The sequence below is a fragment of the Chroococcidiopsis thermalis PCC 7203 genome, from assembly GCF_000317125.1.
Lineage (GTDB): Bacteria > Cyanobacteriota > Cyanobacteriia > Cyanobacteriales > Chroococcidiopsidaceae > Chroococcidiopsis > Chroococcidiopsis thermalis.
In genome coordinates, this window is record NC_019695.1 from 5,233,683 (window position 1) to 5,252,315 (window position 18,633).

General features: G+C 47.5%; 16 protein-coding genes. 3 read left to right on the forward strand and 13 right to left on the reverse strand.

Annotated features, from left to right (window positions below):
• Positions 1–14: 14 nt before the first annotated feature.
• Together CHRO_RS22760 and CHRO_RS22765 are read right to left on the reverse strand one after the other, a co-directional pair.
• On the reverse strand, positions 15–851 hold the full coding sequence (locus tag CHRO_RS22760; protein ID WP_084739232.1) for a carbohydrate ABC transporter permease: 837 nt from the start codon (positions 849–851) through the stop codon (positions 15–17).
• 80 nt (positions 852–931) lie between these two features.
• Positions 932–2,191: an ABC transporter substrate-binding protein gene (locus CHRO_RS22765; protein WP_015156584.1), complete on the reverse strand. Its 1,260-nt coding sequence runs from the start codon at positions 2,189–2,191 to the stop codon at positions 932–934.
• 147 nt (positions 2,192–2,338) lie between these two features.
• On the opposite strand from CHRO_RS22765, the gene CHRO_RS22770 reads away from it, so the two are divergent.
• Positions 2,339–2,758 carry a fasciclin domain-containing protein gene (locus CHRO_RS22770; protein ID WP_015156585.1) on the forward strand — a complete coding sequence of 140 codons (420 nt, stop codon included), beginning with the start codon at positions 2,339–2,341 and terminating at the stop codon, positions 2,756–2,758.
• A 17-nt stretch (positions 2,759–2,775) separates the two neighbouring features.
• On the opposite strand, the gene CHRO_RS22775 is transcribed toward CHRO_RS22770, so the two are convergent.
• From CHRO_RS22775 to CHRO_RS22810, 9 genes are all read right to left on the reverse strand, one after another.
• Positions 2,776–4,140 carry an FMN-binding glutamate synthase family protein gene (locus tag CHRO_RS22775; RefSeq protein ID WP_015156586.1) on the reverse strand — a complete coding sequence of 455 codons (1,365 nt, stop codon included), beginning with the start codon at positions 4,138–4,140 and terminating at the stop codon, positions 2,776–2,778.
• Between the two features lie 16 nt (positions 4,141–4,156).
• Complete coding sequence (locus CHRO_RS32815) at positions 4,157–4,327, reverse strand: hypothetical protein (RefSeq protein WP_181824223.1); 171 nt, start codon at positions 4,325–4,327, stop codon at positions 4,157–4,159.
• Complete coding sequence (locus CHRO_RS22780; RefSeq protein WP_041462602.1) at positions 4,311–4,991, reverse strand: GltB/FmdC/FwdC-like GXGXG domain-containing protein; 681 nt, start codon at positions 4,989–4,991, stop codon at positions 4,311–4,313. Before CHRO_RS22780 ends, CHRO_RS32815 begins: the two co-directional genes overlap by 17 nt.
• Positions 4,992–4,993: 2 nt before the next feature.
• A complete protein-coding gene (locus tag CHRO_RS22785) occupies positions 4,994–5,884 on the reverse strand; it encodes a class II glutamine amidotransferase (RefSeq protein ID WP_015156588.1) in 891 nt (296 codons plus the stop codon).
• A gap of 217 nt (positions 5,885–6,101) precedes the next feature.
• On the reverse strand, positions 6,102–7,430 hold the full coding sequence (glnT, locus tag CHRO_RS22790) for a type III glutamate--ammonia ligase (RefSeq protein WP_015156589.1): 1,329 nt from the start codon (positions 7,428–7,430) through the stop codon (positions 6,102–6,104).
• A gap of 56 nt (positions 7,431–7,486) precedes the next feature.
• Entirely contained in the window at positions 7,487–8,140 is a 654-nt protein-coding gene (locus tag CHRO_RS22795) for a hypothetical protein (RefSeq protein ID WP_015156590.1), read from the reverse strand.
• Positions 8,137–11,037: a 2Fe-2S iron-sulfur cluster-binding protein gene (locus CHRO_RS22800; protein ID WP_015156591.1), complete on the reverse strand. Its 2,901-nt coding sequence runs from the start codon at positions 11,035–11,037 to the stop codon at positions 8,137–8,139. The genes CHRO_RS22795 and CHRO_RS22800 overlap by 4 nt, the downstream gene beginning before the upstream one ends.
• Positions 11,038–11,049: 12 nt before the next feature.
• Positions 11,050–11,307: a sarcosine oxidase subunit delta gene (locus CHRO_RS22805; RefSeq protein ID WP_015156592.1), complete on the reverse strand. Its 258-nt coding sequence runs from the start codon at positions 11,305–11,307 to the stop codon at positions 11,050–11,052.
• 2 nt (positions 11,308–11,309) lie between these two features.
• On the reverse strand, positions 11,310–12,551 hold the full coding sequence (locus CHRO_RS22810) for an FAD-dependent oxidoreductase (protein ID WP_015156593.1): 1,242 nt from the start codon (positions 12,549–12,551) through the stop codon (positions 11,310–11,312).
• Positions 12,552–12,703: 152 nt separating this feature from the next.
• Here CHRO_RS22810 and CHRO_RS22815 point away from each other — a divergent pair, with 152 nt between their 5' ends.
• Entirely contained in the window at positions 12,704–13,348 is a 645-nt protein-coding gene (locus CHRO_RS22815; RefSeq protein WP_015156594.1) for a helix-turn-helix domain-containing protein, read from the forward strand.
• 77 nt (positions 13,349–13,425) lie between these two features.
• Here the strand turns inward: CHRO_RS22815 and clpB are convergent, their stop codons facing one another.
• Both clpB and purH read right to left on the reverse strand, forming a co-directional pair.
• A complete protein-coding gene (gene clpB, locus CHRO_RS22820; protein WP_015156595.1) occupies positions 13,426–16,053 on the reverse strand; it encodes an ATP-dependent chaperone ClpB in 2,628 nt (875 codons plus the stop codon).
• Between the two features lie 149 nt (positions 16,054–16,202).
• Entirely contained in the window at positions 16,203–17,786 is a 1,584-nt protein-coding gene (purH, locus tag CHRO_RS22825; RefSeq protein ID WP_015156596.1) for a bifunctional phosphoribosylaminoimidazolecarboxamide formyltransferase/IMP cyclohydrolase, read from the reverse strand.
• Between the two features lie 215 nt (positions 17,787–18,001).
• On the opposite strand from purH, the gene CHRO_RS22830 reads away from it, so the two are divergent.
• Positions 18,002–18,526 carry a DUF937 domain-containing protein gene (locus CHRO_RS22830; protein ID WP_015156597.1) on the forward strand — a complete coding sequence of 175 codons (525 nt, stop codon included), beginning with the start codon at positions 18,002–18,004 and terminating at the stop codon, positions 18,524–18,526.
• Positions 18,527–18,633: the final 107 nt, after the last annotated feature.

Genomic DNA, 18,633 nt, shown 5'->3' on the forward strand with positions numbered 1-18,633 from the left:
TTATAACGTTTGGATTAATTCGCCTTTTCGGAGAAAAAATAACGTTGCATTAGTGTAGTAATGGCGATCGCCAAAGCTAAAATCAAAGCAATTGCTGCGGCGTAACCCAGATCTAAGCTCTTAAAAGCATATTGATAAATCAGCAATACAACTGTTAAGGTCGAGTTATCTGGACCACCCGTACCGCGAGAGAAAATGTATGATTGATCGAATAATTGGAATGTACCAACAATCCCCATCACAACAACAAAAAATGTGACAGATTTTAGACTTGGTAGAGTGATATAAACTAGTTTATCCCACCAACTTGCGCCATCAATTGCTGCTGCTTCGTAAAGACTTTCAGGAATATCTTGTAAAGCAGCTAGATAAATAACCATGAATAAAGGTGCTGTTGACCAAATATTCATAATTGTAATTGCTTTTAAAGCAACATTTGGATCGCCAATCCAGTTATAAGTTGGTAAACCTAAAAAAGCCAGAGCGCTATTTATTAAACCATTTGAATTATACATCCATAAAAAGATTATCGTTAATACTGCCGAGGAAGTAACTGTCGGCATAAAAAAAATAATTCTAAACCAATTTTTACCTTTTAAGTTAGCATTTAGAATTAAAGCCAAGCCGAGAGCAATTATAGTTTGAATTGGGACGACGATCGCCACATACTCAACCGTATTTCTGAGGGCAATCCACACGCGATCGTCATTGAGGAGACGAGTGAAGTTTTTGAAGCCGTTGAATCTGTAGTTAAATTCTCCTAAAATCTGAATTTTATAAAAAGCTAGAACCAAGGCAATCAGAATAGGTAAAAGTACAAATACTCCTAAAATAATAATTGTAGGAGCCATAAAAAGATAACCCACTGAGGTATTTCTCGGCTGAGGTTTATTTTTAAAAGTGCGATCGCCAATCACTCTAATTCCTATATCTACTTCGATAAAGCTATTTCTTTATTGGCAGTTTTCTGCGCTTTTGTCATTGCCGAAACTAAACTTTGCTGACCGATTATAGCACTGACAAATTGATTGTTAAAATTATTGAGAATAATTGGTAAGTCTTCATTTAGTTGCCAAATAGTAGCATATTCAGCTCCAGCAATAAAAGGTGAATAAAGAGGATTGCGATCGGCTTGTAGGGTATCAGTTACAGATCTACGGGTAGGAAATACAGAACCTTGGCTCGTCCAGGCTTGCATTCCTTCTTGTCCGGTTAAGTAAGAGATTAATTCCCAGGCTGCTGCTTTATGTTTCGATTTTCGATTCATCACATAGGCAACTGTATAAGCCATTGTGCCTTTTTTCTGATTAATAGTTGGGACTTCAGCAGTAGCATACTCAAGCTGAGGAAAAGTTTCTTTTAAATAGGGAATTAACCAAGAACCATCGATCGCCATTGCGACTCTTTCTTGACCGAACATTTCACCTGCCGAACTCGTGCCAACATCAGAAGGTTGAGCTGCTGATTTATCTAAGCGATATAAATCTACTAGTAATTGTAGACCTTTTAAACTCTCTGGCTCGGCAAATGCAACTTCTCCATTCGAGTCGATCAACTTTCCCCCAAAAGCTTCGATAATAAAAACTTGGCGAGCAAGTTCTGGAACTAAAGCAAAACCATATCGATCGACTCTCCCATCGCGATCGCGATCGACTGTTAATTTCTTGGCATATTTTCGCAATTGCTCCCAAGTTTGAGGCGGCTGAGATAGACCAACAGACTGAAAAGCTTTTTTGTTATAAAATAGGGCAAGGGTAGAATAATCTTTAGGTAAACCGTAAATTATTTGCTTTTTTTGAAATGCCTGAAGAAATTGAGGATAAAAATCTGCTAAGTTGAACTTTTTAGAAATATAACTATTTAGCGGTTCTAATACCCCTGGACGCATAATTTCTGGAGCAGCAAAAGCTTCTAAATAGAAGACATCTGCGGCTGTTTCGCCAATCAGCCTAGTTTTCATCACATCCATATATTCATCAGCGATCGCATCATATTTCACCTTGATGCGTGGATGCTTGGCTTCAAAATCTCTCAAAACCTTTTGCAGCAGTTGTTTTTCGTTGAGATTGCTCCAACCGCTCAGAGTGATGGTGACAACTCCAGGTTCTAGCTGTCTAGCAGTCATGCAACCTGTAAAAGCGATCGTCCCAACCACGAAGAGAATCAGAAATAACCAAACTTTTCTAAACACTGTGTAGCAGACTGAAGTAGAGTTCGTCAATTACCGATTTAAAAACATCATAACTAATTCTTAGCAACCTCTCTCTTGATAGAAGCTATATGATACCCAATCAATTTATAAGTATCTTGTACTACATGAATCAAATTGCATTACCTCATGAGCGATCTTTTAGAAACTGCTGCCAACGCGGGAAACTTCAAAACTTTAGTAAAAGCTATTGATGCTCTCGAACTGAGAGAAACTCTTAGGAGTCCCGGCATTTTTACAATTTTTGCTCCAACCGACGAAGCCTTCGCCAAACTGCCAGAGGGAACTTTAGATTTGCTGCTGCAAGATCTGCCTAAACTGAAAAAAATCGTGACTTATCATGTTGCTTTTGGCGACGTGAGATCTGATGATTTGGGACAAATTGACGAAGTAGAGACAGTTGAAGGCTCAGTTTTAGCAATTGAGTCAGCTAACGGTACAATTAAAGTCAATAATGCCAGCATCCTCAAAACTGATATCGTGACTGACAACGGCACGATTCACGCTATTGATACCGTGTTGATGCCTGCAATCGTGGCTGGACATTAAGGGCTTTAAGCCAGAGATTACATAGGTTGAACGCCAGGAATCCAGTCTGTCCCTGCCAGGGGAAGACGTGCCATCGCAGCAGCCTCGATCGTCAACGCGACGAGATCCTCCCGTTCTAAGTGATGCACGTTTTGCTTCCCGCAAGCACGGGCGATCGTGGTTAGTTCCATATTCAGAGTTTGCAGATAGTTTTTGACTCGCCGAGCGCCAACTTCTGGTTCCAAGCGTTTCTCCAAAATTTCGTCTTGGGTTGTCACTCCCACAGGACACTTTCCGGTGTGGCAGTGGTGGCAGTAACCTGGTGCTGTGCCGATCGCCGTATAGTCTTCTATTGCCGAATGATGCGTCCCCTTTTGCACGTAAGTTTCACTGTTGCAGCCCAACGCCATCAGAATTGCTTGACCGATCGAAACCGCATCTGCACCCATCGCGATCGCTTTAGCAACATCGGCTCCCGTGCGAATGCCACCTGAAACAATTAGTTGTACCTCACCTTTCATATTCATGTCTTCCAGGGCATCCACCGCCTGCCGCACTGCTGCCAGGGTGGGAATACCAACGTGTTCGATAAACACGGTTTGCGTCGCCGCAGTCCCCCCTTGCATCCCATCGACGACCACGACATCCGCTCCGGCATGAACTGCCAGCTTGACATCGTTAAAAGTTCGTGATGCACCCACTTTGACAAAAATCGGTTTTTCCCAATCGGTCAATTCGCGTAATTGCTGAATTTTGATAGTTAAATCGTCGGGACCCGTCCAATCGGGATGACGACAGGCAGAGCGCTGATCCACACCCTCTGGTAAAGTCCGCATCTGGGCAACACGGGGATTAATCTTCTGTCCGAGTAACATCCCGCCACCACCTGGTTTTGCCCCTTGACCTACCACAATTTCGATCGCATCTGCTTTGCGCACGTCGTCAGGGTTGAAGCCGTAGCGAGAAGGCAGACATTGATAAATTAAGGTTTTTGAAGACAGCCGTTCCTCCGTTGTCATGCCACCATCCCCAGTTGTGGTAGAAGTCCCGACTGCGGTTGCCGCACGTCCCAGGGCTTCCTTGACATTAGCCGATAGCGAACCAAAACTCATTCCCGCGATCGCGATCGGAATCTCCAATTGAATCGGTTTCTTGGCGTAGCGAGTGCCGAGAATTGTCTTGGTAGTGCATTTTTCCCGATAGCCTTCCAACGGATAACGGGACATGGACGCACCCAGAAACACCAGATCGTCAAAATGCGGCAACCGACGTTTTGCGCCCAAACCGCGAATTTCGTAAAGACCGTGTGCCGCTGCGTTTTGAATGTAGTTGAGAATACGGCGATCGTAACCCCAGGATTCTTCGCGAGAGATAGATTGATGCGATTGAGACGGCAGATTCATGATTAATACTTTAATTTTAACGATGGGTGGTAATTAGTAATTGGTAATTGGTAATTGGTAGTTTTTTCTCCCTTGTCTCCCTTGTCTCCCCCCCTCTCCCTTGTCTCCCCCCCTCTCCCTTGTCTCCCCCCTCTCCCTTGTCTCCCCCCTGCTCCCTGCTCGTGCGCTCCCTACTCCCTTTCTTCATTCCAGTGATAGAGTTGCTTGGCGGAAGCAACCCGTTTGAAATCTTGGGGATTGTGGGAAAAACCTGCTTTTGCTAATAGCTCGGCTACGGTTGCATAATCAGCTTCAGACATGGGTTCGAGTTGAGCATCAGCACCGAGCGATTTAATGCTACCTCGGACGTAAATTACGGCTTCGTAAAGCGAATCTCCCAGTGCTTCCCCTGCATTTCCACAGACTACAATCCGTCCAGCTTGTGCCATGAATGCGGCAAAGCTGCCCACACTGCCACCGACAACAATATCTGCTCCTTTGAGCGAAATGCCGCAACGCAGGCTGGCATCACCATCAATAATTAATAACCCCCCGTGGGCGGAGGCTCCAGCAGAAACCGAGGCAAAGCCTTTGACATGCACCCGACCGGACATCATGTTTTCGGCAACACCCGTTCCTACATTCCCGGCGATCGTCACGTTTGCTAGCTGGTTCATGCTTGCCGCATAGTAGCCTGCATGACCGAGGATTTTTACCTCAACCGGAGCATTCAGTCCCACGGCAATATTATGCGCTCCATCAGGGTTGAGGATCTCGATCGCTTGTCCCCCAGTTTGAGTCAGGTTGTGATGCAGGTAGTGATTGACTGCGCGTAGTGGGGTTTGGGCGAGGTCGAATGTCACCTTTTCCATAGTTACACCGTCCATACGTATAACTCTTCCGGTGCGGGTTCGTAGAGATGGGCGTTTTTAACATCGGGTAGGTGTGCTAGAGAGCGAAATTCCGAGGCGATCGCCACATAGTCATCAGTTTCAGCAACCACCGCAGGTTTACAGGCAAAGGCATCCCGCACCAGAGCGAGTTTGTCTGCCGTTCCCATCAGAAATGTATAAAAGCCGTCTAACTCGACAAAGCCTTGTTTAATTGCGGTTTCTAAATCGTCCCCTTCCCGCATCCGCCATTCCAAAAAGCGACAAGCTGCTTCCGTGTCGTTGTCGGTTTCAAAGTGAATCCCAAGCGGTTCTAAACGACGACGAATCGAGTAAGGATTGGAAAGAGAACCGTTATGCACTAGGCAAAAATCTTCTCCCGCCGTAAACGGGTGTGCGCGATCGGGAGTCACTGCTGATTCTGTTGCCATGCGGGTATGGGCGATCGCGTGAGAGCCTTTCAGCGTTGAGAAATTGTAGCGCTCGGCTACCATAGCAGGTTTCCCCGTGTCTTTGTAGAGATCGATCGTCCGACCTGTTGACAACAGGTGCAGGTTTGGATGTTTTGCTTTCAGCCATTGCTTGACGCGATCCGGTTCTCGATCCGAAGTTAGCACTGCCCGATTGCCATCGATCTCAATCTCAGGTGTAGTCCCGAAAACAGCTTGAAACGATCGCCTCAAATCCCAATCGAATTTGTCTTTTGAATAGAGGCTGTATTTGCGATGCGGCTCTGGCAGCGTAGCAGTAAATACAGCAAGTCCAGCAGAGTCGGGTCCGCGATCGCTCATGCCAATCAGCATGGGAACCATGAGTTCGCCAAGCGATTCTCGCCATTCTGGTTTTTTAATTAGTAGTCCGACAATTCCACACACGATCGCACCTACATTTATTTATTAGAAAACCTTGAGAGTTACGCACTGAAGTTAGAGATCTCGATCCCCCCTAATCCCCCTTTTTTAAGGGGGGAATGAAGCCTCTTTTTCAGGAAATATAGCGAAGAATTTACGTCGGTTGCTCCAACCTTAGAGAGGGAGGAATAAATGCCCCCTTAAAAAGGGGGTTGGGGGATCTCACTATACAAAAACTTTTTTAGAAAAACTCCAAGTATCGTTCCACTTCCCACTGCGAAACATGACGCATATATTCCACCCATTCCATTCGTTTCAAGTTAATAAATTCATTTGCCAACACGCCCAACGCACCTTTGATGACTTCATCTGATTCCAGAGCGGCGATCGCTTCGTGCAAGCTCTGGGGTAAAGTGCGAATACCCTTGTCTTTAAGGTCTACCTCCGATAAATCGTACAAATTCAAGTTATAGGGTTCGCCAGGATCGATTTCTTTATCAATGCCATCTAATCCAGCAGCGATCGCGGCAGCAGTGGCAAGATAAGGATTGCAGGAGCCATCGGCAAGCCGCAGTTCTAAGCGTCCGCTGGGAATCCGTACCATGCTGGAACGATTGTTGTCGCCGTAGGTGATGTAAGCTGGAGCCCAAGTTGCACCGCTGAGCGATCGCCCCACGACGAGCCGCTTATAGGAATTAATCGTTGGGGCGCAGATAGCAGTGAGTGCTTCGGCATGAGCGAGTAAGCCACCCAGAAAATGATACGCCAGTTTCGAGAGTCCTAAATGCCGCGAGTCGTTGTCGTCAGCAAATAGATTCGAGCTGCCATCGCTTATGGACATATGAATGTGCATTCCCGTACCCGTGCGGTTGGCAAACGGTTTCGGCATGAACGAGCAAATTAGTCCCAGTTCTTTAGCAATTTCTGACGCTGCCATTTTGAAAAAGATGTAGCGATCGGCAGTCGTGAGGCAGTCGGTGTAGGTATAGTTAATCTCAAACTGTCCGTTAGCATCTTCGTGGTCGATTTGATAAATGTCAAAGCCAGCTGCTTGCAGGTGAGTGACGAGTTTTTCCAGAAAAATCGCACTGCGCGACAATCCGCGAAAGTCATAGCAGGGTTTCTCCAAGGTATCGGTAGCATCAAACGGGTAAATCTGCCCCCGTTCGTCTTTACGAAGTAAGGCAAATTCTGGCTCGACTCCGGTATTAAGCGTCCAGCCTCGCTGCTGCAATCGCTCGATCTGCTGCATCAAGATATAGCGAGCATCGTAAGGGTAAGGTTTGCCTTTAACGTGACCGACACAAGCAATTCGCGCAAATCCAGGCATCCAGGAAACGAGCGATAGAGTTGAGAGATCGCCAACTGCCATGTAATCTGGACTGTGCGGCTCCATACCCAATCCCCACACCGCAAATCCGGCGAATCCGGCTCCTGGATGCAAAATATCTTCAAAGTGAGCCACGGGTACGGCTTTGGTTTTCGCAACTCCATGAATATCGACAAATTGCGCCAGCACGAACTTGACTTGATGCGATTCGAGAAATGTTTTGGCTGCTGCTAAATTCATCCGATTGGCTCCAGGTTGACTCGATCTGTTCAAATTTCATGAATAGAGTAGCTTTGTCACAAAAATGATTCTGTGCCGATCGCGCCACCTCCTAACTCTGTAGCAATTTGAACCAGGGTTTGCCAAAAATACGTACCAAACGTGCGATCGCACCAGACGCGAATGCATAACTTTCTCTCGATGTCAAGCGGGATAACGGTGACTGTGACACCAATTGCATTAGTCAAAACGACCGGACGATCGCCAAGTGATAATGCCTGAAAATTAAAGCTACAGGTTTGGCGTAAAAGCTCGTTGACGCGATCGCCCACTAGTCCTAAAGCGAGATCTTGCCGTAAAACCGGGTAAACTTTTGCGGGTGGAGACTTACAGGCAGTTGCTAACTGGGGAGCGATCGCGCTGTTGAGGCTATCTTCGATTAGAAATTCGGTCAGTCCCAACCGAGCAATAATCCCACCTTCGGGTAAGGGATGCCAAGTATTAGGGCGATCGGGAATTGGCAGTTTGCGATCGGCTAACCATTGGGCTGCATTCGCTCCTTTCACACCAAAGCGGGTCAAAAATGACAGATCGGCAATCCCTAACACAGAAACAGACTGGCGATCGCCTGGTAGCTTTACTAAGGAAGGCATACCGTTAGTGTCGCACCACACACCGTTAAGCGACTGGAGTGAATCGTGAATTGGACTCAGACGCAAAGGAGTATTCATGCGATCGCCTCCTGGCGTTGTGCCGTTTCTTGCTGGCGTTGGTTTTCAGGGTCGTAGAATGGTGTGGGACTGACTGTTGCCTTAACGAGTGCGCCATCAGATAAACGAATCGAAATGCGATCGCCGATCGCCCCTAATTCTGGTTTGACGTAGGCAAGTCCGATATACTGCTGAAGCGTGGGACTAAAAGCAATACTGGTAACGCGACCTGCAATTTCACCGCGATCGATGACCAAATGACACTCTTGGGGCGCAGTTCCTTGATTAGGGTCGAGCGTAAAACCAACTATCTTTTGCGCGATCGGTCGTTTAGCAATAGCTTGCAGGCTGCGCTGACCGATGAAAAATGGCTTATCTAATTTAACCGCCCATCCTAAATTAGCCTCCCTCGGAGTTGTCAAACCATCGGTATCTTGACCGACAATCAAATGTCCTTTTTCCAACCGCAAAAGCCGTTGTGCTTCCACGCCAAAGGGCGCAATCCCGTAAGCCTTACCTGCGGCGAAAAGAGCATCCCAAACAGCCGGAGCCGACTCAGCCGCAACGTGAATTTCGTAACCCCACTCGCCTACAAAACCAACTCGGATTAAAATCGCTTCAATTCCCGCCACCAATGCTTCTCGTACAGCCAAGTAGGGAAAAGCAGCACTGGAAAGATCGCAATCCGTCAGTTGTGCCAAGACATCGCGAGCATAAACTCCAGCAAGGTTCATTGCCGATCGCGCTCCAGTTAAATTTACCAAACCGCAATCTAACCCCCACATCGTATTCAGCCGCGACAGTTCTCGGTAAATCGTCGCTGCACCGGAAGTCGTCGTCGTGAAATAAAAATGCTCGGCTCCCAGTCGCGCAATGACACCATCGTCAATAATTATGCCTGTCTCGTCTAGCATCAGTGCATAGCGCGACATCCCCAATTTCAAATTGCTGTAGCGTCCAGTGTAAACTCGCTCTAAAAACTCGGCAGCATCCGCCCCGCGCAATTCTAATTTTCCTAACGTCCCAACATCGATCGCACCTACGCGAGTCCGCACGGCTTTCACTTCAGCCCGAATGCAATCTTCGCGGCTCTTTCCAGGTTGGGTGTAGAATTCAGGTCGTCGCCATACCCCTGCCAGCACGAACTCAGCACCCAAGGCAGCATGACGACTATGCAAAGGAGTATAGCGCTCTGGCGTAAAGCCCCGTCCGGCTAAGTGAGATAAGGGGACTGGATGAAAGAACGGTCGAGCGGTGGTTGTACCCACTTCAGCAGGAGATTTTCCCGTAATGCGTGCCAAAATTCGCAATGCATTCATGTTAGAGTGCTTACCCTGGCTCGGTCCCATGCCTACAGTGGTAAATCGCTTCAGCAATTCAATATTGTCAAATCCTTCCTGAATCGCATTCGGAAAATCTTTCAACTGAAGGTCTTCATCAAAATCGACAAAGTTCTTACCTGCTGGATGTTCTACGATCGCCCACGAATGTGAGGGGGATTCTGAACCAGAAGCGGCGGCGATTTCGACTGGTTCTGTCAATCCCAGAAAAGCAGCCGCCTCCAATCCCGCCCGACGACCATCGAGTAGCTTGCGATCGAATTCGTACACGCCATTCACCCGTCCGCAGGCAAACACGCCCGTAGGTAAGCGATCGGGAACGAACTGTTGCAAGCCGTTATCGAAGCGCATTTTCGTTCCAGCTTGGGAGAGCAAATTTGCCGCGCCTGCCCAGCCGACACTCATAATCATCCCATCGCAGGCGATCGCTTGTTTGAATTCTGTCTGCGGTTTGCCGTTGGCATCAAGCGGACAAATTACCGCACCCGAAACGCCGTCACTTGCCGGATTCGTCTTGGCTTCGTAAATACAATGGCTGGTAAAAATGGGAATACCAAGCGCTTGTAAGGCTTGAGTAATTGAGTTAGTTGTGTAGGTCGATCGTAAATCCGCGATCGCCTTCACCTCAACGCCATGCTTTGCTAAATCTAAAGCAGCCTCATAACCATGACTGTTTGCTGTCAATACTACAGCTCGATGCATCGGTTTGACAGCATAGCGATAAATCAACCGTTGCGCTGCCGAAGCTAACATCACTCCTGGTAAGTCGTTATTGCGAAACACGGCAGGCTGTTCGTATGCCCCATTTGCCATGATGACCGCTTTTGCCCGCAATTTAGTCAGACGTTCTCGATCCACTAAGGGAATCCAGCGATCGGCATAATACGCAGCAGCTACAGTTTCGGTGTAAAGACGGATGCGATCGCAATTTTTAACTGCTTCCACGAGTTCTTGCGTCTGCGTCAATCGTTCGCCAGAACCGCCTGCCCTGGCATTCTCATCCACAATCACTACATTTGCCCCTGCATCGGCTGCGGCTAATGCTGCTGACAATCCCGCCACACCTGCGCCAATGACTAGCACGTCGCAAAAATCATACTGCTTTGCCGTGCGAATATGCGGTGTAGAGAAATCGACTTTGCCCAATCCGCTTAGATTGCGAATCGTGCGTTCCCAGAAGGGAAACAGTCGTTTATTGTGAAAGGCTTTGTAGTAAAACCCGACTGGGAGCAGAGGCGAGAAAAAATCTAAAATGCTGTGGCGATCGCCCATCACTCCACCATGCGTATTCACCGCATACAGGGACATTCCCGCCTCTAATGGCGTGACATCGGCTCGGACGTTGAGCTGTTGCCCATTTTGCATCAAAGTATTAACATCGTGACTCGCCAAACTCAAAATTCCGCGCGGACGGTGGTATTTGAAACTGCGTCCCAGTACTCGTTGTCCAGCAGCCCATAACGCACTGGCGATCGTGTCTCCGGCATAACCCCAAAAGCGATTTCCTTCAAAGGTGAAATCAATTCGCTGGCTGCGATCGATCCATTCACCGGAGATGGGAGGTAGGCGATTGCTCATGCAACATTCTCCTCACCGAATAAATAAATATAAGTAGGTACGCAAGACCTCATCAGTCAGCGTATTGCGCTCTGCAATAAACCAGGTATTACTTGGCGTATGACACCACCATTCCTGTTTAATTCCAGGTACGCTAGTGCGATTAAAGACGTACTCCGCCCACGTTGCATCGTCAACTGTTTGCGGATCGGGCATGGAGCGAACTTCCCCGCCACAGATAAACTCAGAAATCGGTCTTGTCCCGTTAATCGGACAGGTCATCATTTTCATCGTTAATGCCCCACTGATGCTGCACCCTTTTCACCCACCAACGCATAATTTTTAAATCGATCGAGAGAGAATTTTGTAATTAATTCGTGAGTGCGATCGCTCGCCACGGTATACGCCATCGTTTTGCCACACACCGGAGTTGCCTTAAAGCCCCAAGTCCCCCAACCAGCATCGAGATAAAATCCCGCGATCGCGGTTTTACCCATAATTGGCGCAAAGTCAGGTGTCATATCTGCCATCCCTGCCCATTGCCGCACAACTTTAACGTGAGAGAGAAACGGAAAGAGTTCCAGCATATGCGCTGCTAATCCCTCTACAAAATCCAAGGTCGATCGCGTGGAATGTAATTCATAAGGATCGAGTGAGGCTCCCATGACTAACTCTCCCCGTGCGGTTTGACTGACGTAGACGTGCAAGCTACCCGAAACAACGATCGGATCGAGCCAGGGTTTCATTGGTTCGCTGACCATTGCTTGTAATGGATGGACGTAAATGGGCGATCGCAGTCCTACCATTTGCAACAGGCGTGGTGTAAATCCGGCAACCGCACACAAGACTCGCGGTGTCGAAATGTTGCCGCGAGTTGTTTGTACTCCTGTCACTTTGCCCGATTCAACTTGAATACCCAAAACTTCTGTTTGCTGGTGAATTTCGACTCCCCGCCGATCTGCACCACGACCGTAACCCCACGCTACCGCATCGTGACGGGCAATGCTCCCGGGTGCGTGATAGAGTGCGCCCATGACTGGAGCCTTGCCACCACACGTCAAATCCATGTGCGGGCAAGCTTTTTTAATTTCATCCGGCTCGACTAATTCGCTCTCAATGCCGAAATGCTTGTTAACCTCCGCCCGCCAGCGCATCGTTCGGATTGCAGAGTCAGTATGAGCGAGCGTGAAATGTCCCCGCGTGGAATAAAACAAATTCAGGTCAAAATCTTGCGCTAAGTCTTGCCAGAGTCGCAGCGATTCATCGTAAAACTTTACGCCTTCTGGGGTGAGATAGTTGGAGCGAATAATCGTCGTGTTGCGTCCCGTATTTCCGCCGCCAAGATAACCTTTTTCGAGAACAGCTATATCGGTCATGCCATAATCTCGCGCCAGATAATAAGCGGCTGCCAGTCCGTGTCCGCCTGCACCAATGATGACAGCATCGTAATTTGGTTTGAGGCGATCGCGATGGCGGAACATTGCGGGTTCTGGATGCTGCTTCGCCAGCGCAAATTTCAGCAGATTCAGAGGCATCGTAAGTTTCCTGACAGGAACCTTTGCTGAATATCATGCATCAAAGATTTCTGGGTGTCAACAAAGTTTCCTGCTATGATTCAAAACGATGTAAGGTGAAATGGTAGCCAGCGCTGTTTCTCTACACTGCTCCCATACTATGAGGTAAGCGCATGACAGATGCTACGGCAAATGGACTGGAGCGTTCCCAAGTACCAGCCGTCGATCCGCTCGAACGCTACATCGGCAGTACGATTCGAGAAATGCGTCAAAAACTCGGACTCACCATTGCTGAAATTTCGGAACAGACGGGAATTTCGCGGGGGATGTTGTCCAAGATTGAAAACGCTCAAACTGCTACGAGTTTGGAAACATTGACCAAAATTGCCCGTGCTTTAGGTATTTCCCTGTCAGCCTTCTTTCGCAATTACGACGTACCCACAGGCAGCGCCCAGCATGTGAAAAACGGTGAAGGGATGGAAGTCGTGCGTCGCGGTACAAAGCGAGGACATACCTATCACCTGCTAGCATACGATCGCGGTTCGACAAAACTATTTGAGCCTTTTCTGATCGCTATGGATGACGCTTCCGAAGTGTTTCCCACCTTCGAGCATCCTGGGGTTGAGTTCATTTATATGCTGGAAGGAAAGCTTGAATACCGTCACGGACAATCAACTTACTTACTAGAACCTGGTGACGCATTGACTTTTCGCGGTGATATTCCTCATGGTCCTGAAAAACTGATCGAGTTACCGATTCGCTTTCTTGCGATAATTCACTATGCCACATCTGATGGCGATCGCATGAGTAGGGAGTAGGGAGCAGTGATGTATAGAAAAAACTCGATCTTATAGGACAAGGTAAAAAAATAGGTGGGCATTTACCCACCTATTAATTAATTAGATTGTGTCGTTAATATCTCCACGGGCAAACGCTTAAAAGCAAGACGTTCGTTTTCCACATCAACAAAAATCGTATCGCCGTCGTTGAATTCATTCCGCAGAATTGACTTAGCAATTTGCGTTTCCAATTCCCGCTGAATTGCTCGTTTTAAAGGACGCGCACCAAATACGGGATCGTAACCTACTTCTGCCAAGAAATCTAAAGCAGCATCAGAAAGACGCAACGACATCTTGCGATCGCCCAGTCTTTGCTCCAATCGCTGAATTTGCAACTTGACAATCTGCCGCAATTCTTGTATTTGTAGAGCGTGGAAAATAATGATCTCGTCAATTCGGTTGAGGAATTCTGGACGGAAACTATTACGCATCGCTTCCATCACCCGACCGCGCATTTCTTCATAGCGCGAGTCATCCCCGGCAATATCTAAAATGTATTGCGAACCGATGTTGCTGGTCATAATCACAATGGTATTCTTGAAATCCACTGTATGACCTTGAGCATCCGTCACCCTACCGTCATCTAAAATTTGCAGCATGACGTTGAAAACATCTGGGTGTGCTTTTTCGATTTCGTCGAATAACACGACAGAATACGGACGACGGCGAATCGCTTCAGTCAGTTGTCCCCCTTCGTCATAACCTACATAACCAGGAGGCGCGCCAATTAAACGCGATACGGCGTGTTTCTCCATGTACTCCGACATATCGATCCGTACCAACGCCTCTTCGGTGTCGAAGAGATATGCGGCTAAAGCCTTCGCCAATTCGGTCTTGCCTACACCCGTGGGACCGAGGAAAATAAAACTAGCAATCGGACGATTTGGATCGGCTAAACCAGCACGCGATCGCTGAATCGCATCAGCTACAGCTGTCACTGCTTCATTTTGCCCGATGACACGATGGTGCAATTCGTCTTCTAAGTTGAGTAGTTTCTCTTTCTCAGTTTCGACTAACTTACTGATTGGAATACCCGTCCACTTAGAAATAACTTCAGCGATATCGGCTTCAGTAACTTCCTCCCGTAGCAGCGATTTACCCGTTGTTTGCGTTTGGGTTAACTGACTTTCAGCGGCTTCCAATTGTCGATGCAAATCGGTCAATTTTCCATATTTTAATTCTGCCGCTTTATTGAGATCGTAATCTCTTTCTGCTTGCTGAATTTCGACGTTGACGCGATCGATCTCTTCTTTGACAGACTGAATTTTATTAATAACATCCTTTTCAGACTGCCATTGAGCGTTAAGCGCCGCTTGTTCTTCCTTGAGATCGGCAACTTCTTTTTCTAACCGTCCTAACCTTTCACGCGAAGCCGGATCGCTCTCTTTTTCTAAAGATAAGCGTTCCATTTCTAATTGCAATATCTTGCGATCGATCTCGTCTAATTCTTCCGGCTTTGAGGTGATTTCCATTTTCAGCCGCGCCGCCGCCTCGTCTACCAAGTCGATTGCTTTGTCGGGTAAAAAGCGATCGCTAATGTACCGATTTGACAGAGTAGCTGCTGCAACCACAGCACTATCGGAAATTCTTACCCCGTGGTGGACTTCATACCGTTCTTTCAAACCGCGCAGAATCGAAATTGTATCTTCTACGCTGGGTTGATCGACATAAACTTGTTGGAAACGTCGTTCCAACGCCGCATCTTTTTCAATATATTTGCGGTACTCATCCAAAGTTGTCGCCCCAATACAACGCAGTTCACCCCGCGCTAGCATTGGTTTGAGCAAGTTCCCTGCATCCATCGCCCCTTGGGTAGCACCCGCACCGACAACGGTATGAATTTCGTCGATAAATAGGACGATATTACCTTTAGACTCGGTGACTTCTTTCAATACCGCTTTTAGACGTTCTTCAAACTCACCCCGAAACTTCGCCCCTGCAATTAATGCTCCCATATCTAAGGCGATTAACTTGCGGTCTTTAAGCGACTGGGGTACGTCACCAGCGACAATCCGCTGTGCTAAGCCTTCGGCGATCGCAGTTTTACCGACACCAGGTTCGCCAATCAGTACGGGGTTGTTTTTAGTGCGGCGAGACAAAATTTGGACTGTGCGACGAATTTCATCGTCCCGTCCGATTACGGGATCGAGCTTACCTTGACGGGCAGCGTCAGTCAAGTCACGTCCGTACTTTTCGAGTGCTTCGTATTTGCCTTCTGGATTTTGGTCGGTCACTTTCTGATTTCCACGCACTTGTTTAATTGTATTTTTTAGTTTGTTTTCGTCTAACCCAAACTCTTGAAATAAACTCCTACCGAAGCGATCGTCCTTAGCGTAAGCTAACAACAAATGCTCGATCGAAATGTATTCGTCAGCAAATTCCTGACGGTAAGCATCAGCTCTATCTAATAGGGTATCGAGGCTGCGTCCTAGATAAACAGAGCTAACGCTACCAGAAAGTTTGGGCTGACGTTTAATAAATTGCTCGGTGCGATCGCGTAACTTCGTGACATTAACACCAGCTTTATTAAAAATACTACTTGCCAAGCCTTCTTGGTCCAGCAGCGCTTTCATTAAGTGTTCGCTTTCAATTTGCTGCTGCGGAACGGCTTTAGCAATATCTGGGGTATGGGCGATCGCTTCCCAGGCTTTTTCGGTAAATTGATTGGGATTAGTGGGTTGCATCCGTTACTGTCCCCTCCGCTAAAATCTACTAACCATTAGAGCTATTTCTGGCTCATGCCTCCCTCTATCGTCATTGTAGAAATACAGACATAGGATGCAAGATCGGTGTTTACGCAATCCATACGGGGTATTCCCGAATGATTAGTGACCTAATGCAAAAAGTGCCTTACACCTGTCAACACCATCACAATTCCCAATTCATTTGCTGCCTTAACTGAATCTGCATCCCTGAGACTTCCACCAGGTTGAACGATCGCAGTTATGCCAGCAGCGGCGGCTGTTTTGACTGAATCATCAAAAGGAAAGAACCCATCGCTAGCTAATACTGCACCTTGCGCTTTTTCTCCGGCTTGTTCTAAAGCAATTTGTACCGAACCGACGCGATTCATTTGTCCCGCCCCTACACCCAGAGTAGCGCGATCGCGGCTCACGACAATGGCATTTGATTTAACGTGCTTGCACACCTTCCAAGCAAATAGCAATTCCTCTAACTGGGCGGGAGTTGGTTGTTTTTCTGTCACCATCTGCCACTGTTTAGTATCGGCAACAAGATCGTCAGATGCTTGTACCAAGAAACCACCCGCGATCGCTTTTATTGTATGTAAAGACGTTTCATGTAACGTCTCTAAATTTGGTAATATCAAAACCCTAACTTTAGATTTACTAGCTAGAATTTCCCGTGCTTCTGGTTCGCATTCTGGGGCAACGACGCATTCTAAAAATGTTTTTGTCAACGCTGTAGCTGTAGCTGCATCAATTACCCGATTTAAGGCAACAATTCCCCCAAAAGCTGAAACTGAATCTGCGTTAAAAGCCTTTTCATAAGCTTCAGAAATTGTAGTTCCCAACGCCGTACCGCAGGGATTTGTATGTTTAATAATTGTCGCCGCAGGGAGATCGGTAAATTCTGTAATTATGCGCCTTGCTGCTTCTAGATCGACTAAATTGTTATAACTCAATTCCTTCCCTTGGAGTTTCGTCGCAGCCGCCCAACCCGTTGCACTCGTTCCCGTTTGATACCATGCCGCAGGCTGATGCGGGTTTTCCCCATAGCGTAGAGACTGTACTCGTTCGCCTGAAATTGCAAACTGTTGCGGTAATTCTTCCCGACTCCCCTGTACGGGCGCACTGCTGCGCGCCCCTACCGACTCCCGACTCCCCAAAAAAGAAGCGATCGCGCGATCGTAATTTGATGTATGCCAGAATGCTTTTTGGGCGCAAGCGGCGCGAAATTCAAATGAGACTTCCCCTTGTTGGCGTAATTCCTGCAAATATGTTGCGTACATTGCTGGTTCGCACAACACGGTTAAATGGGCAAAATTTTTAGCCGCTGCTCGGATCATTGCGGGTCCACCAATATCGATTTGTTCTACCGCTTCTGCTAAAGTTACGTCAGGCTTGGCGATCGTTTGCTCGAAAGGATAGAGATTGACTGCCACTAGATCGAAAGGGCGGATATCATTAGCCTCCAGATCTGACACGTCTTGCGGTACGTCCCGTCGTGCTAAAATGCCACCATGAATCCGAGGGTGAAGAGTTTTGACCCGCCCGCCGAGAATTTCTGGCGAACCAGTGTAATCTGCAACTTTAGTTACTGGTATTCCTGCTGCTTGAATGGCTTGAGCCGTTCCACCGCTGCTCACAATTTCAAAACCAAATTCTTCTACCAAACTACGGGCAAAATCGATCAGCCCTGTTTTATCAGATACACTCAGCAGCGCCAAACGTGCCATAGTTCCCAGTCCTTTGCAATTCAATTCAGACAAAGAACTATTGTACGTTGTTAGTTGTTGGTTGACAGTTATCAATTGTCAGCGATCGGGGAGTCGGGAGTCGGGAGTCGTGGTAAAAATACAGATAACCAATGACCAATTACCAATTACCAATTACCAATTACCAATTCATGGTATTAGACATTATGGAGATGTTAAATGGAGGATTAGAGTAAATGGGACTCTTCGATCAAATCGTCAGTGCAGTCGGTAACTCTAACCAAGCTGGTAGCGCAGGTCAAATTGGTGCTATTGTCAACACGATCCAACAGCTCAGCAACAATACTGGTGCAGACCCTTCTACCCTACAATCAGTATTATCATTAGTGGGTGGTCAGGTACGCTCATCCTTACAACAGCAACGCGCCGTGAATGGCGAAGCACAAGCACAGGCGATCGTCAATCAATATAGCGGTACGGAACCCAGCCCTCAAGCTGTGAATACTCTGTTTTCTTCTAACCAACAGCAACAACTGATCCAACAAATTGCCCAGATGACAGGACTGAATTTGGGTTCGATCCAGCAGATGCTACCCGTACTCGTACCGCTAGTATTAAATTTGCTGCAATCTGGGACTCAGACTCAAAACCCCCAAGGCGGCGCTAATCCCGTCCTCAATGCTTTTCTAGATGCCGATCGCGATGGAGATGTGGATGTAGCTGATGCAATGCAAATGGCAAGTCGCTACTTGAGTCGGTAATACAAGAGTGTGGGGTGTGGGTTGTGGGGTGTAGTCAGTTAATTGTGACTTGTCTCCCTTGTCTCCCTTGTCTTCCTTGTCTTCCTTGTCCCCCTCGCCCCCAAGCA

Excerpts from the sequence above, each read along its gene's own strand:
- clpB (WP_015156595.1), bottom strand. The coding sequence starts at position 16,053 with ATGCAACCCACTAATCCCAATCAATTTACCGAAAAAGCCTGGGAAGCG.
- CHRO_RS22805 (WP_015156592.1), bottom strand. The coding sequence starts at position 11,307 with ATGAAAATGATGACCTGTCCGATTAACGGGACAAGACCGATTTCTGAG.
- CHRO_RS22830 (WP_015156597.1), top strand. The coding sequence starts at position 18,002 with ATGGGACTCTTCGATCAAATCGTCAGTGCAGTCGGTAACTCTAACCAA.
- CHRO_RS32815 (WP_181824223.1), bottom strand. The coding sequence starts at position 4,327 with ATGAAGAAAGGGAGTAGGGAGCGCACGAGCAGGGAGCAGGGGGGAGAC.
- CHRO_RS22780 (WP_041462602.1), bottom strand. The coding sequence starts at position 4,991 with ATGGAAAAGGTGACATTCGACCTCGCCCAAACCCCACTACGCGCAGTC.
- CHRO_RS22815 (WP_015156594.1), top strand. The coding sequence starts at position 12,704 with ATGACAGATGCTACGGCAAATGGACTGGAGCGTTCCCAAGTACCAGCC.
- CHRO_RS22775 (WP_015156586.1), bottom strand. The coding sequence starts at position 4,140 with ATGAATCTGCCGTCTCAATCGCATCAATCTATCTCTCGCGAAGAATCC.
- CHRO_RS22760 (WP_084739232.1), bottom strand. The coding sequence starts at position 851 with ATGGCTCCTACAATTATTATTTTAGGAGTATTTGTACTTTTACCTATT.
- CHRO_RS22810 (WP_015156593.1), bottom strand. The coding sequence starts at position 12,551 with ATGCCTCTGAATCTGCTGAAATTTGCGCTGGCGAAGCAGCATCCAGAA.
- CHRO_RS22795 (WP_015156590.1), bottom strand. The coding sequence starts at position 8,140 with ATGAATACTCCTTTGCGTCTGAGTCCAATTCACGATTCACTCCAGTCG.
- glnT (WP_015156589.1), bottom strand. The coding sequence starts at position 7,430 with ATGAATTTAGCAGCAGCCAAAACATTTCTCGAATCGCATCAAGTCAAG.
- CHRO_RS22770 (WP_015156585.1), top strand. The coding sequence starts at position 2,339 with ATGAGCGATCTTTTAGAAACTGCTGCCAACGCGGGAAACTTCAAAACT.
- purH (WP_015156596.1), bottom strand. The coding sequence starts at position 17,786 with ATGGCACGTTTGGCGCTGCTGAGTGTATCTGATAAAACAGGGCTGATC.
- CHRO_RS22800 (WP_015156591.1), bottom strand. The coding sequence starts at position 11,037 with ATGAGCAATCGCCTACCTCCCATCTCCGGTGAATGGATCGATCGCAGC.